This is a genomic window from Alcaligenes sp. CHO6, assembly GCF_037120595.1.
Lineage (GTDB): Bacteria > Pseudomonadota > Gammaproteobacteria > Burkholderiales > Burkholderiaceae_B > Alcaligenes > Alcaligenes ammonioxydans.
In genome coordinates this window covers 84279-97346 of sequence record NZ_JBANCI010000004.1, presented here as the reverse complement: position 1 = coordinate 97346, position 13068 = coordinate 84279, and the positions used below count along the sequence as shown (strand labels likewise).

Genomic DNA, 13068 nt, shown 5'->3' with positions numbered 1-13068 from the left:
ACCCGCATGAAGCGGGTCTTTTTTTAAAGTGTTCTGGGAAGCCAAAGAATAATATCGGGAAAGATGGTCAGAATAATAATGGCCAGAATTTCCAATGCTACAAAAGGCAAGGCTCCTCGTGTAATTTGCTGTAGCGAGATCTGTGGTGCAATGCCCTTGATGACATACAAATTCAATCCGACAGGAGGGGTAATGACCGCCATTTCGCAGGCGATAATCATGACAATCCCAAACCACAAAGGGTCATAACCCAGAGCCACAATAACCGGCAATAAAACAGGCGTGGCAATCAGAATCAGGGAGACAATATCCAGGAACATGCCGACCGCAATTAAGAACAGCAGCACGAACAGCAAAATAAGCCAGGCTGGTTGAGACGAAGCCGTAATTAAGGACACCAGCTTTTGCGGAATCATCAGGCGCGTCATGATATAGCCAAATAGCAGCGCCGCAGCCAGAATGAGCAGGATCATGCCACTGGTCACCGCAGTGGAGCGCAGAATTTGCAAGGCGACGCGCCAGTTCATTTCCTTGTAGGCGATGGCGATGATAAAGGCGCCCGCAGCACCAATGCCTGCTGCTTCTGTTGGCGTGGCAATACCCATGTAAATCGTGCCCAGCACCAGCAGGATCAGCAGCGCGGCGGCCCAGATGTCTTTCAGGGCAGTCAGCTTCTGAGTCCAGGTGACGACTTCGGCATTGCGGGGAGCTGCTTCGGGTTTGAACACCGCAACCAGCGCTACATAGATCACCATCATGATGGTTACCATCAATGCAGGCAGCAAGGCGCCAATGAATAGTTTGCCGATGGACTGGTCCGCCATTTCGCCATAGAGCACAAAACCGATGCTGGGTGGAATCAGCAGGGCCAAGGCACCAGCGGCGGCAATTGTTCCGCCCGACAGGCTAGGCGAGTAACCGCGCTTGAGCATTTCAGGAATGGCAAAGCGACCAATCGTGGCGGCCCCCGCTACGCTGACGCCGCTCATGGCACCGAAAACGGCCGAGCTGCCCACACTGGCTACAGCCAAACCACCGGGTAAACGGTTCAGCCACAGGTAAAACAGTTGATAGAGCTTGCCGCCAATGCTGGTGCGCGCGATGACCTCGCCCATCAAAATGAACAGCGGGATGGCGATCAGGGAATAGCTGGCCATGCCGCGGTGCAAGGTGGCAGGAATCACATCCAGGCCGGCTAGACCGGACTTCATCAGAATGCCGGAAATGCTGGCCACACCCAGTGCGGCAAAAATGGGGGTACCGATAACCATCAGGATGGTAAAGCAGGCCATCATCAGGCTGAAAATGAGCATGGAATCCATGTCAGAACTCCTTGATGCTGTCGTTGGATTCCACACTGTCCGGGATGAACAGTCGGCGCAGGGTTGCCAGACCCAGCAAGGTGCCACCTAGCGGGATCATGCCGTACGCGATCCACAGGGGGAAACGCAGCATGGAGGCCGAGCGATAGTTGCGGGCAAGGGCGGTTTCTACCACCGACATCCCGGCCCACAAGAGCACCAGGCAGAAAAACAGAATGCACAGTTGCGAGATGCAGGTCGCCAGACGCTGGCCGCGCGGTGAAAAGCGCATGTGGAAGGCCTCGACACTGACGTGGCGGTTCTCCAGATGGACCCAACCTACGGATAACCAGGAGCAGACCAGTAGCAGGTACACGCACACTTCGGTGATGTAGATGCTGGGACTGTTAAAGACATAGCGAGCTATCACGCCGTAGGTGCAGGCAAGCATCAGGGCGGCGAGGGCCACTTCGGCAAGCAGAATGGCAAGCCGATTACTGCCGCGCGCAAAGGCGCCCAGAAAATGAATAAGTGGATTCATGGTGTCTCCCCACGCGCAAGGCGCGCCGGTGCTGGGCACGGCGCGCCGTCACGTGTGATCAGGGCTGGCGGGTTTTTTCGATCAGTTCCAGATAGGCTGGGCCGTTCTCAACCTGCTTGCTCCATTCTTCAATGGCGGGGCGGGTCTGTTCACGCATCTGGGCCAGTTGGGCCGGCTCGACACGATTGATAGTCACCCCGGCTTGTTCGTAGCGTTGCAGAGCCTGGTCTACAAAGGCATTGACGCGCTCAAACTGCTCCTGGTCTCGCTGCTGGGCAGCCTTGATGAGGATCTCCTGCAGATCAGCGGGCAAGGACTCCCATTTCTTGCGATTGATGGCGAGCACCGAAACGTCGATGCCAAAGTTGGCGATGGACAGGTGCTTGGCCACTTCGTACAGATTGCGTCCAATGCCCGTCAGCAAGGGGCGCGGGGTGGCGTCGATCACGCCACGGTCAAAAGCCAGATAGAGTTCAGACGAGGGCATGCCGGTGGGCGAGCCTCCCAGCAATTGCAGTGCGCGAGCGTCCATGGAGCTGGTCGAGGCCCATACTTTGCCTTTGACGTCGGCAGCCGAATTGATCGGTGCCTTGCGGCTGTAAAACTCGTACGGGTCCCAGGGCGCCAGGCCCAGCACCACGGCATCATGTGTGTCGCGCAGCTCCTGCTCGGCACCCAGCTTGAACAGGCCCTGGTCCAGAGCCCGCTTGAGGTGGGCGGTGCTGTCAAAGAGGAACGGCAGGGTAAAAATGTTGAGCGCGGGCACCGTGCCGCTGGGGTAGGTGCTGGTCATGTTGACCATGTCCACGTCGCCGCGGGACAAAGCGGGCAGTTCCTCGTAACCGTCAAACAGCTGGCCGGAATGGAACACATTGATCTTGATTCGTCCCTGGCTTTCTTTCTCGACGGTCTGGACGAAATTCTCGATGGGTTTCCAGGCGTACTCGTAGGCCGGCGGCAAATAGGTTGAAAAGGTCAGTTCCACTTCCTGGGCGTGGGCTGGCGAACTACCCAGCGCCAGGGTGCAGGCGGCCAGAGCCGCTGTCAGGGCTTTTTTCATGCATGTCTCCTGTGGTTTCTTTTTTGTTTCGTGTTTAAAGCGTGTGCAGATGAGCGATCAAGCCTGCAGAGGGCAGCACTTCGGCGTATTTGCTGGCCATGTCGATCAGATTGCTGCGGTGTTGGGCTGCCGAGCGGTCCGCTACCGCATCTTCAGCCACGAACGGGGCAAATCCTGACTGCAGGCTGTCCACCACACTGGCGCGCACGCAACCGCTGGTCGTCGCACCTGCCACTATCAGCATGTCGCAGCCTTGATGGGCCAGCAGGGCGGACAACGGGGTGCCGTAAAAGGCGGAGGCCTGTGTTTTGTGCAGGATGATGTCTTGCTGGGGGTCGTAGTCCAGTCGGGGGTCCAGCTCACAGGCTGGCGAATCACGCAGCAGGCAGCGCAAGGACGAGGCCTTGCTGAGCCACAGATTGGCGTCGGCCAGGTGGGTTTCATAGCCGATGATGGTGAATATCACGCGGCCTTTGCCGCGCATGGCGCCAATCAAGCGGTTGGTCTGTTCGATCTGGCTGTCACAGTCCGAGGCCAGCGGCGTCAAGCCGGGCTCGGTAAAGCCACGTTGAAAATCGATAACGAGTAAAACCGGCTGGTGCCCCATGGGCAGGGTGCCATCAAAGCCCCCTTTCAGATTGTCGCTGTCGCGCATCGTGTCTGTCCCCTCACTTTATTTCTCTGACTTGGATAATCAGGTTCCGTATTATTGACCTAGTCTGTCATCGCTATTGGTGTGAGTACAGCGTCAAATTGCGATGGTGCTATCGCGATTGATGATGGTAGAGCGCTTGTCGGCCTGCCTCTCCTAGGATGGAATACTGGCTTATGAACATTGATCCCAAATCTTTGCGGCTGTTTTTACTGGTGCTCGAACGGGGCACCATTTCGGGGGCTGCCGAGCAGTCTCACATTGCCCCTGCTGCCGTCAGCAAACGTCTGAGCGATCTGGAACAGCAGTTGGGCGCCGCCCTGATCGAGCGCAGCAACAAGGGTGTCTATCCCACCGCGGCGGGTAAATCGCTGGCCGCCATGTCCCAGCGGTTGCTGGACGATATGGACGCCATGGGCGCGTTAATGCGAGATTTTGCCGGGGGGGCGACCGGGCATGTGCGGATTGCAGCGAATCTGTCGTCGATTACGCAGTTCTTGCCGCAAGCCCTGAGCTCTTTCATGGCACGCCATCCCAAAGTGCGGGTATCCCTGGAGGAGCGGATCAGTGCCGGGGTGGCGCAGGCGGTGGCGGACAATAACGCCGATCTGGGGGTTTTGATTCGAGGCGTGGGCAGCGCCGAGGTGGAGTATTACGATTATCGGCAGGATGAGCTGGTTCTGCTGGTGCCTGCCCGCCATCCCTTGGCCGACCGGCCCGAGCTGGCCTTTGCCGACACACTGGATTTTGACTATGTCGGCATGCACACCGGTAGTCATCCCAATCTTTTGCTCTTGCGCGCGGCCAGCGAGCTGGAACGTACCTGGCGTTGCCGCGTCCAGGTCACCAGTTATGACGCTCAGTGCCGCATGATTGAGGCCGGCCTGGGCATTGGCGTACTGCCTCGTTCCGTGGCCGAATCCTACGTGCAGAGTCTGGGTCTGGCCATGTGCGTCATTCGGGAGCCGTGGACGCGCCGCCGGGTCGCCTTGTGCGTACGCAGCCGCTATAGCCTGTCCCCTGCTGCCCGCCTGCTGATGGACCACCTGTTGCAAAATTGATGCGTTTTTTCCCGCCTTGAGTCCGGTGGGCACTGCCCGGTAGCAGGCCGTTCCCAGGAGGCACAGAACGTTCAGGTGTTCTTAATGAGAATGACTCTTGATCTTTTTGCGGTTCTTGATAATAATGGTTCTCATGTTTATCTGCATATGTAACGCAATCACCGAGCGTCAAGTACAAGAAGCAGTACGAGGCGGCGCTTCCAGTCTGGCAGACCTTCAAGGTCAGCTGGGCGTGGCGTCGTGCTGTGGCTGCTGCGCGGAGACGGCTCAGGACTATTTACCGGGTGGGCGCTATGCCAATCAAGCCATGATTGCCAGCCTCGAAACCGCCCGGGTGGATTCGGCTGCCAACGACAGCCTGATCCCTGTTCCCGAGTTCGGCCGCCTTGTCTGTCGCGCTTAAGCGCGTGATTTCTATCAGGATTGTCGCTTCCCACTCTTCGTAGTGGGAATGATTGTTGTTAGTCCTGTTACTAACCCAAAAGTGCAACGCTTTCTGGGTGCTTGTCCCTTTTTTAAGCCATTGCCCTCGAGTGCATGGTAGCCTGTCACCTTCATCCCCCACCCCGGTTTTGACTGCGTCGCACCTGCTTGTGATAGCGGCAGTGAGGTCTTGTGTGGGGGCTCGGCGCGTCCTTGGGGGGAGCGCCGTCAGATTTACAGGAGAACAGCATGTTTGGCGATAAAGTGGTAATTCAGCATTTGAACAAGCAGTTAAAGAACGAGCTGACAGCGATTAATCAATACTTCTTGCACGCTCGCATGTTGAACCATTGGGGCTTTAACAAGCTGGGCAAACACGAGTATGACGAATCCATCGGCGAGATGAAACATGCCGATATGCTGATCGAACGTATCTTTATGCTCGATGGCCTGCCTAACCTGCAGGATATGCACAAGATCATGATCGGCGAGAACGTGCCTGAAGTGCTTGGCTGTGACTTGAAGCTGGAACAGACAGCGCGTCAGACGGTGGTAGAAGCCATTGAGTACTGTGAGTCCGCGCGTGACTATGTCTCTCGTGATCTATTTTTGAAGATTCTGGACGACACCGAGGAACACATTGACTGGCTGGGCACGCAGTTGGAACTGATCGAGAAAGTGGGTCTGCAAAACTACCTGCAATCGCAGATGGGCGATCACGACGAGTAAGTCTGTGCTGAACGCGCAGGCCACAAAAAAAGCACCCGTTTTGACGGGTGCTTTTTTATTGCCGTTTCAGGAGCCGGAGTCGGTCTTGAACCTGGAGCGTCGGGGCGCGCTGGTCGTAATAGCCAGCAGCCGTCAGCGATCAGCGTGTCCTTAAAAGGACTTGCTCGGACAGCCGGGCACCTTGCCCCAGGCATTGTTGGGACCACAGTACTTGTTCCGGGCTTCCCAGGAGCAGCTGGGGCGATCGAAAAAGCCTTTTTTGCTACAGGCATTCAACTCTTGCTGCAATTGTGCCTGCCAGGCCCCGCCGTTATTGCTGGCAATCTGAATATCTTGTGGTGGGGGTGGCGGGGGGGTGCCAACCTCCACCGGCTGAATCGCCTCGGCATCACCCAGGTTCACCCGGGCGATTCCCTGCAGCTCCCGATTCTGCTCGGACATGGCAATCTGAATGGCCTGCTCCAGGGAAATGGATGTGGTCGCCAGCGCAATGGGCGGTTTTTCTTCGGTAAGCGTCGAGGTATCGATTTCCCAGGCAATAGGCGTGGGCTCCTCGGGTACCCCTAAGCGGCCATTGACCAAAGGTTGTGGCGGCTGGGCGGTAAAGGGCTTTCCATCGGCATCAAGCGTAGGCAGATCGGATGGATCAGGTGCACTGACGACCATGGATTTTTCAGGGCCGTGCGCGATGAGCCAGTTCCCCAGTTCCAGGCCGCCCCACACTGAAGCACCTGCGGCCAGCAGCAAGACAGCAATGATAAAACGCCAGGGCATAAGCGATGTCTCGGTTTTGAATCAGGGGCGATCCGGTCAGCCGGATGCGCGTTATTAAAAGAATAGAGCCGTCATTGTAGCGAACTGTCGGCTCTGCTCTTGTGACAGAATTAGACGGCATCCCCGAAAACGTGTCCACCATGTTCACGTAATGCGTGGAATTCAATGCCTGGATTGAGCTCCTGCGCCACACGCAATTGCGCTGGCGAGCTTGCTAAAAAGGCAGTGGCCTCGACCACGTCATAGGCAATATTGCCAGCGTTGGTCTCGATGAACTTCTTCATGTCTTTAGGGTCTTTGGCCGTGACCCAGCGTGCCATGTTGAAGCGGCTGGAGGACAGGCGGGCTTCCACGCCATATTCTGTTTTCAGACGATGGGCCACCACTTCAAACTGCAACTGGCCCACGGCGCCCAAGAGCATCATGCCGCCTGCCATATGGGGGCGAAACACTTGAATGGCGCCTTCTTCGCCCAGCTGGGTCAAGCCGGTACGCAATTGTTTGGTGCGTAAAGGATCTTTGACCTCAATGGATTGAAAGAGTTCAGGGGCAAAGAACGGCAGGCCGGTAAACTGCAGATTTTCGCCTTCGGTCAGCACGTCGCCCAGTTGCAGAATGCCGTGGTTGGGCACACCGATGATGTCGCCTGCAAACGCATCGTCCAATAGCTCGCGACGCTGGGATAGAAAGGACACCACGTTATTGGGGCGAATCTCTTTGCCGGTACGTGATACTTTCAGTTTCATGCCACGCTTGAAGTGCCCGGAGCTGACACGAACAAAGGCGACGCGGTCGCGGTGAGCGGGGTCCATATTGGCTTGCACCTTGAAGACCACACCACTGAATTTGGGCTCGTCGGGCTGCACTTCGCGTTGCAGGGCAGCGCGTGGGCCCGGCGCAGGAGCCAGATCCACCAGCGCGTCCAATACTTCTTGCACGCCAAAGTTGTTGATGGCCGAACCAAAGAATACCGGGGTTTGCTTGCCTGCCAGGAACAAGTCCAGGTTGAACTCGGGCGCTGCTGCATTCAGCAGTTCGATCTCTTCCTGCGCTTTTTCAAATGGCTCGCCAAAGCGCTCGGCAATCACAGGGTTGTCCAGGCCAGGGATGATCTCATCCTCGCCATGACGCTCCTGACCGGGCTTGAACACACGCATATGGTTGGCGCGCAGATTGAACACGCCGCCAAAGCGACGCGCCATCCCGATCGGCCAGGAAAACGGCACCACTTCCATACCCAGGTGCGATTCAATTTCCGACAGGACATCCAGTGGCTCTTGAACTTCGCGGTCCAGCTTGTTCACAAAGGTGATGATGGGCGTATTGCGGGCCCGGCACACTTGCAAAAGGCGAATGGTTTGCGGTTCCACACCGTTGGCGGCGTCAATGACCATCAAGGCAGCGTCCACGGCGGTCAGCACCCGGTAGGTGTCTTCGGAGAAGTCCTGGTGACCGGGGGTGTCCAGCAAGTTGATGACGCAGTCGCGGTATTCCATCTGCATGACCGAGGAGGCCACCGAGATACCCCGTTGCTTTTCAATTTCCATCCAGTCCGAGGAAGCGTGGCGGCTGGCTTTACGAGCCTTGACGCTACCGGCAATCTGAATCGCGCCCGCGAACAGCAGCAGTTTTTCAGTCAGTGTGGTCTTACCCGCGTCAGGGTGAGAAATAATGGCAAAAGTGCGGCGTTTCTTGACTTCAGAGCGTATGTCACCGGACGACATTGAAAATCCTTGTGGCAGCGCCAGTCTGGCGCGTGGAAAACAGTGAGCGAATTATCCGTAAAGCAGGGCCTGGGGGCAAGCGCAGGCGCGCACGAGGCTAACGTGACACGCTGGCCAATACCGTTCCTGCCAGAATAAATAGCGAACCGAACACGCGGTTCAGCAGCCGGACGTGGCTGGCCTGACGAAGCACATGCAACATGCGTGCCGCCAAGGAGGTGTAGCAACCCATGGCCACCAGATCCGTAAAGCACAGGGTCAGGGCAATGAGCAGGTATTGCAATGGCATCGGCCGATTCACGTCCAGAAACTGGGGCATGATGGCCAGCAGAAATACCAGACCCTTGGGGTTGGTGATGTTGATCAGACAACCCCGAAGCAGCAAATCGCGGATGCGAAAGTCGCTGGGCGCCTGACCGGTGACTTGTACCGGCATGGCGTCGGTGCGCAGTTGCTTCCAGCCCAGATAAATCAGGTAGGCTGCGCCCAGCCACTTGAGCGTGGTGAACGCCAGTTCCGAGCGCGCCAGAACTTGTCCCAATCCCAGGCTGATGATGAACACCTGAATCATGATGCCGATATTCAGGCCGATCGCCATCCAGTAGCCACGCTTGAAGCCGTATTTCAGGCCGGATGACATGGAGGAAATCGCACCTGGGCCAGGTGAAAACGAAATGACCCAGGAAGCCGCGAAAAAGGCGAGCCAGGTGCTCAGTGCCATGATGTGCTCGGTTCAAAGGCGGGCACTGCGCCCGCCTTTGGCAGGCACAGTCCCTTGGCGGAGTTTAGGCTTTGGCTTGTGCGGCGCTACGGTTGCTGCGGTTGGGACCGCGGCTGTCCTGACGGCCACCAGGGCGACCCTGACCGGCACGGGCCGCACCACCACCGGCTGCACCGGGGGCGGCGCTGCGACGTGGGCGGTTGTCGTTGCCAGGCCGGCGCGGACGGCTTTCACCATTGCCGCCGCGGCCTTCAGCGGAGCGGGCTTGGCCAGCACCGTTGGGACGACGGGCAGCAGGAGCACGAGCGCCAGGAGCGCTGTTGAAGCGACGCTCTGCGTACGTGTCTTCCTTGGCTTCTTCGGCCAGAGCAGCGCGCGAAGGAGGCGTCCAGCCTTCCACCACGATGCGGTCGATCGGATTGCGGGTCATGCGCTCGATCTGCTTGAGCAGGCGCATTTCGCTGCGATCCACCAAGGACAAGGCCACGCCTTCGCTGCCGGCACGGCCCGTACGGCCAATACGGTGAACGTAATCTTCCGGCACGTTGGGCAACTCGAAGTTGACCACGTAAGGCAGTTGGTCAATGTCCAGACCACGCGCGGCAATGTCAGTGGCAACCAGCACCACGACCTTGCCATTTTTGAAACCTGCCAGAGCACGGGTACGAGCCGCCTGGCTCTTGTTGCCGTGCAGGGCTTCGGCGGCCATGCCGTCTTTCGACAGTTTTTCAGCCAGACGGTTAGCGCCGTGTTTGGTGCGGCAGAACACCAGAACCTGATTCCAGCTGCTTTCGCGGATGATGTGGCTGAGCAGATCGCGCTTGTGCGCCTGTTCCGCCAGAATCACTTGCTGGGTAATCAGTTCGTTGGTGGTGTTGCGGGCAGCAACGGCCACTTCGTCAGGGTTGTTGAGCGAACCGCGGGCCAGTTCGCGGATTTCGTCCGAGAAGGTGGCCGAAAACAGCAGGGTCTGGCGCTCTACCGGCATCAGGCTGATGATCTTGCGGATATCGCGGATAAAGCCCATGTCCAGCATGCGGTCGGCTTCGTCCAGCACCAGGATTTCCACGCCGGTCAGATCGACCGTGCGCTGACGCACGTGGTCCAGCAAACGGCCAGGGGTGGCCACCAGAATGTCCAGCGGTTTGCGCAGGGCATGGAACTGGGGGTTGATGTTCACGCCACCAAACATGACCATCGAGCGCAGACGGGTGTGCTGGCTGTACAGACGGACCGATTCCTCGACCTGGGCGGCCAGTTCACGGGTTGGGGCAAGAATCAGCGCGCGTGGGCGGCCGGGCTTGCGGTTTTGCTGAGGGTTGTTCAGCAGGCGGTGCAGGATAGGCAGGGTAAAGCCGGCCGTTTTGCCAGTACCGGTTTGCGCAGCGGCTAGCAAGTCGCCCCCTTCAATGACCTTGGGGATGGCCTGGGCCTGAATAGGAGTGGGGTGGGTATAGCCTGCGTCAGTTACAGCACGCAACAGAGGTTCTGCCAGCCCAAGGGCGGCAAAAGTGATTTGAGAGTCCAAGAATTTTCCAGTGACTAGCCCAAAAGCCCTCTTCGGGGCCCTACCAATCCAGGCTAAGGTATTTTGTTTATGGCGACAATGCCACGGCAGGGACAAGAACGCCGCCTGCTGCAAGAGGCGCAGTGATTGGTGCGCTGCGCAATCTGACATTATAGCGTGAAATCAGTAAAAATCCTCATTGACCATCTTGTATCATTTTGCGCGGTCGCGTTAAAACAACCTGTTTCAAGGCTAAAAGGTCAGCGTGGCGGGCACGGCGGATTTGACAGAAATTGTTAAGCACCGCCATAGACGCACTTGTTATGCTGCAGTACGCGGTTTACGCTTGGCGTGCACGCACTGCCTGACGAGTTTGGGCACGTGTCCTGGCAAATGGGGTGTAACCTGTTTTTGTTGTTTATCTGCTTATTTTTGCAGGAAAAAAATCATGACATCATGGATTCGATGGGTCTTTATCAGCAGCATGGCGGTCTTGCTGTCGGGTTGTGGGTATAACGAGATCCAGCGGCTGGACGAGCAGGTCAAGGCCGCGTGGTCGCAAACCTTGAATCAATACGAGCGCCGAGCCGAGCTGGTGCCCAAGCTGGTCAGCTCGGTCAATGCCTATATGGTCAATGAGCGCACGGTACTCACGCAGGTTACCGAGGCGCGCGCCAAGGTGGGCACCATACAGATGAAAGTCGAGGATATTGATAATCCCGAGGTCATGGCGCGCTTTCAGGAAGCACAGAACCAGTTGTCCTCAGCCTTGTCGCGCCTGATCGCGGTCTCGGAAAACTATCCGCAGCTCAAAAGCGACGGGCTGTTTCGTGATTTGATGACGCAGCTGGAAGGCACGGAAAACCGTATCGCCACCGAGCGCGGTCGTTACGTGCAGGCAGTGCAGGAATACAACCTGTACATTCGCCAGTTCCCTACCCTGATTACCGCCAAGCTGTTTGGCTACAAGGTCAAGGAAAACTACGGGGTGGATCGTCAGAGCGAAATCACGCGTGACCCCGAAGTCAAATTTGATATTCCTGCGACACCGGCTCCTGCCGGGTATTGAGTGACTCTGGAGGGGGTGCCATGAAGGTGTCCGATCTTGCACCGACGACCGGGCTTGGGTCTGTACGGACAGGCAGGCTGGTTTGGGTCTGTCTGCTGACGGTTTTGCTGATGTTGTGCTGGCCGTGGGGCCAGGCGCAGGCCAAACCCGAGCCGATTCCCGCCATTGCCGGTTGGGTGACGGACACCACCGGCACCCTGAGCGCGGAGCAGAAAGAGGCCCTGAACCAGCAGCTCAAGGCTGTGGAGCAGGAAAAAGGCGCACAGGTGGTGATCCTGATGGTGCCCACCACGGGTGAAGAAACGATCGAGCAATACGCCCTGCGTGTTTTTGATCAGTGGGAGATCGGTCGCAAGAAAGTGGACGATGGCATCTTGCTGCTGGTGGCCAAGGATGATCGTCGCATGCGTATCCAGACTGGCTATGGTCTGGAAGGCGCGGTGACAGACCTGCAGGCTGGCCGCATCATCCGAGAACAAATGACCCCTCGCTTTATCGAAGGCAATTTCTACGCCGGCATTCAGGCTGCGACGGATAGTTTGGTGGGGCTGGTCAACGGCGAGGAACTGCCCCCGCCCCCTAAAAATGCCCCTGTCACTTCGTCCGGGGAAGATGGGGTGTTCTGGGAGCCTTTGCTGGCCGTCGGCGCGATCGTGTTTTTTGCTTCGCCCTTGTTTGCGGCCTTTGCCGCGGGGGTGTTCACGCTGGTGGTATCGGGCAGTATTGGTCTGGCTTTGCTGGCCGCCGTCGTTGGTGCGGGTTTGAGCATGATTGGCCGACTCTTTGGGGCAGGCGGCAAGTCCAGCTCCGGGCGTGCTTCGCGTCGTGGCGGCGTCATTGGAGGCCTGGGCGGTTATTCCTCGGGCGGTTTTGGCGGCAATGGCGGCAGCAGCGGTGGGGGTTTTGGCGGCTTTGGCGGTGGCAGCGGCGGTGGTGGTGGCGGCAGTGGAGGCGGTGGCGCCTCCGGTAGCTGGTAAGGCCACAGGGGAGCAACATGAGTGTGAACTGGAAAGAGTTGTCGGGCTGGGCATCGGTGCACGGCCAATGGCTGCGCCGACGTCATTTCAACGCGGAAATGCTGGGCCATCTGGCTGAACAGATTCGCAAGGGTGAACAGAACCATAGTGGCGAGCTGGTGGTGGCGATCGAGGCCGTCCTGCCGGCGCACGAAGCGGACAGTGCCCAACGAGCCCTGGAGGTGTTCGGTCGTTTGCGTGTATGGGATACGCCGCTCAATTCCGGTGTCCTGTTGTATCTGGCTCTGGGGCAGCGGCATATCCACATCATTGCGGATCGTGGCATCCAGGCCGACCCGGCCCAGTGGGCGCGGATCTGCCGAGAGTTGGAAAAGGATCTGGCGGCCCGCGAATATCTGTCTGGCTTGCTGACGGCGGTGGAGGCGATTGAGGCGGTGTTGCAGCAAGGCGCGCCGGCGCATGATCCGAATGATGCGCGCGTCAATGCCTTGCCTGATGAACCTGTGCTGCTGTAAAGGGGGCCCAGGGC

At 58.0% G+C, this 13068-nt stretch carries 14 protein-coding genes; 6 read left to right on the top strand and 8 right to left on the bottom strand.

Translation table 11 applies throughout. The annotated features are described in order from the left end of the window. Positions 1-23 precede the first annotated feature (23 nt). Genes V6936_RS14390 through V6936_RS14375 form a run of 4 tightly spaced genes read right to left on the bottom strand, consistent with a single transcriptional unit; the run spans position 24 to position 3557 of the window. Positions 24-1322 (bottom strand): TRAP transporter large permease, encoded by a 1299-nt coding sequence (locus tag V6936_RS14390; RefSeq protein WP_131071157.1) that lies wholly within the window; start codon positions 1320-1322, stop codon positions 24-26. A 1-nt stretch (position 1323) separates the two neighbouring features. Then, a complete protein-coding gene (locus V6936_RS14385; RefSeq protein ID WP_003804964.1) occupies positions 1324-1842 on the bottom strand; it encodes a TRAP transporter small permease in 519 nt (172 codons plus the stop codon). A 58-nt stretch (positions 1843-1900) separates the two neighbouring features. Then, on the bottom strand, positions 1901-2902 hold the full coding sequence (locus V6936_RS14380; protein ID WP_003804963.1) for a TRAP transporter substrate-binding protein: 1002 nt from the start codon (positions 2900-2902) through the stop codon (positions 1901-1903). Positions 2903-2936: 34 nt separating this feature from the next. Continuing rightward, a complete protein-coding gene (locus V6936_RS14375; RefSeq protein WP_003804962.1) occupies positions 2937-3557 on the bottom strand; it encodes an isochorismatase family protein in 621 nt (206 codons plus the stop codon). 173 nt (positions 3558-3730) lie between these two features. Between V6936_RS14375 and V6936_RS14370 the strand changes: the two genes are divergently transcribed. The 3 genes from V6936_RS14370 (at position 3731) to bfr (ending at position 5767) form a co-directional block, all read left to right on the top strand. Further along, positions 3731-4615: a LysR family transcriptional regulator gene (locus tag V6936_RS14370; protein WP_003804961.1), complete on the top strand. Its 885-nt coding sequence runs from the start codon at positions 3731-3733 to the stop codon at positions 4613-4615. A gap of 133 nt (positions 4616-4748) precedes the next feature. Beyond that, complete coding sequence (locus tag V6936_RS14365; protein WP_039944052.1) at positions 4749-5018, top strand: (2Fe-2S)-binding protein; 270 nt, start codon at positions 4749-4751, stop codon at positions 5016-5018. A gap of 269 nt (positions 5019-5287) precedes the next feature. Further along, positions 5288-5767: a bacterioferritin gene (gene bfr, locus V6936_RS14360; protein WP_003804958.1), complete on the top strand. Its 480-nt coding sequence runs from the start codon at positions 5288-5290 to the stop codon at positions 5765-5767. Positions 5768-5917: 150 nt separating this feature from the next. Here the strand turns inward: bfr and V6936_RS14355 are convergent, their stop codons facing one another. The 4 genes from V6936_RS14355 to V6936_RS14340 all read right to left on the bottom strand — a co-directional run bounded on the left by V6936_RS14355 (position 5918) and on the right by V6936_RS14340 (position 10514). Beyond that, the gene (locus tag V6936_RS14355; RefSeq protein ID WP_003804955.1) at positions 5918-6541 is read right to left on the bottom strand and encodes a hypothetical protein; all 624 of its coding nucleotides are present in this window, start codon (positions 6539-6541) and stop codon (positions 5918-5920) included. A 110-nt stretch (positions 6542-6651) separates the two neighbouring features. Next, a complete protein-coding gene (locus tag V6936_RS14350; protein WP_003804953.1) occupies positions 6652-8265 on the bottom strand; it encodes a peptide chain release factor 3 in 1614 nt (537 codons plus the stop codon). Positions 8266-8362: 97 nt separating this feature from the next. Next, entirely contained in the window at positions 8363-8986 is a 624-nt protein-coding gene (locus tag V6936_RS14345; protein ID WP_059318376.1) for a LysE family transporter, read from the bottom strand. Between the two features lie 64 nt (positions 8987-9050). Then, on the bottom strand, positions 9051-10514 hold the full coding sequence (locus V6936_RS14340; RefSeq protein ID WP_003804950.1) for a DEAD/DEAH box helicase: 1464 nt from the start codon (positions 10512-10514) through the stop codon (positions 9051-9053). A 427-nt stretch (positions 10515-10941) separates the two neighbouring features. Between V6936_RS14340 and V6936_RS14335 the strand changes: the two genes are divergently transcribed. From V6936_RS14335 to V6936_RS14325, 3 genes are read left to right on the top strand one after another with little or no spacing between them, the layout of a single operon-like run. Beyond that, positions 10942-11562: a LemA family protein gene (locus tag V6936_RS14335; RefSeq protein ID WP_003804948.1), complete on the top strand. Its 621-nt coding sequence runs from the start codon at positions 10942-10944 to the stop codon at positions 11560-11562. 20 nt (positions 11563-11582) lie between these two features. Then, complete coding sequence (locus V6936_RS14330) at positions 11583-12539, top strand: TPM domain-containing protein (protein WP_003804947.1); 957 nt, start codon at positions 11583-11585, stop codon at positions 12537-12539. Positions 12540-12556: 17 nt separating this feature from the next. Beyond that, positions 12557-13054 (top strand): TPM domain-containing protein, encoded by a 498-nt coding sequence (locus V6936_RS14325; RefSeq protein ID WP_003804945.1) that lies wholly within the window; start codon positions 12557-12559, stop codon positions 13052-13054. Positions 13055-13068 lie beyond the last annotated feature (14 nt).

What these genes read in the sequence shown, in the direction of transcription:
- V6936_RS14355 (WP_003804955.1), bottom strand. Translation starts at nt 6,541, where the DNA reads ATGCCCTGGCGTTTTATCATTGCTGTCTTGCTGCTGGCCGCAGGTGCT.
- V6936_RS14370 (WP_003804961.1), top strand. Translation starts at nt 3,731, where the DNA reads ATGAACATTGATCCCAAATCTTTGCGGCTGTTTTTACTGGTGCTCGAA.
- bfr (WP_003804958.1), top strand. Translation starts at nt 5,288, where the DNA reads ATGTTTGGCGATAAAGTGGTAATTCAGCATTTGAACAAGCAGTTAAAG.
- V6936_RS14365 (WP_039944052.1), top strand. Translation starts at nt 4,749, where the DNA reads ATGTTTATCTGCATATGTAACGCAATCACCGAGCGTCAAGTACAAGAA.
- V6936_RS14390 (WP_131071157.1), bottom strand. Translation starts at nt 1,322, where the DNA reads ATGGATTCCATGCTCATTTTCAGCCTGATGATGGCCTGCTTTACCATC.
- V6936_RS14385 (WP_003804964.1), bottom strand. Translation starts at nt 1,842, where the DNA reads ATGAATCCACTTATTCATTTTCTGGGCGCCTTTGCGCGCGGCAGTAAT.
- V6936_RS14375 (WP_003804962.1), bottom strand. Translation starts at nt 3,557, where the DNA reads ATGCGCGACAGCGACAATCTGAAAGGGGGCTTTGATGGCACCCTGCCC.
- V6936_RS14325 (WP_003804945.1), top strand. Translation starts at nt 12,557, where the DNA reads ATGAGTGTGAACTGGAAAGAGTTGTCGGGCTGGGCATCGGTGCACGGC.
- V6936_RS14350 (WP_003804953.1), bottom strand. Translation starts at nt 8,265, where the DNA reads ATGTCGTCCGGTGACATACGCTCTGAAGTCAAGAAACGCCGCACTTTT.
- V6936_RS14345 (WP_059318376.1), bottom strand. Translation starts at nt 8,986, where the DNA reads ATGGCACTGAGCACCTGGCTCGCCTTTTTCGCGGCTTCCTGGGTCATT.
- V6936_RS14380 (WP_003804963.1), bottom strand. Translation starts at nt 2,902, where the DNA reads ATGAAAAAAGCCCTGACAGCGGCTCTGGCCGCCTGCACCCTGGCGCTG.
- V6936_RS14335 (WP_003804948.1), top strand. Translation starts at nt 10,942, where the DNA reads ATGACATCATGGATTCGATGGGTCTTTATCAGCAGCATGGCGGTCTTG.
- V6936_RS14330 (WP_003804947.1), top strand. Translation starts at nt 11,583, where the DNA reads ATGAAGGTGTCCGATCTTGCACCGACGACCGGGCTTGGGTCTGTACGG.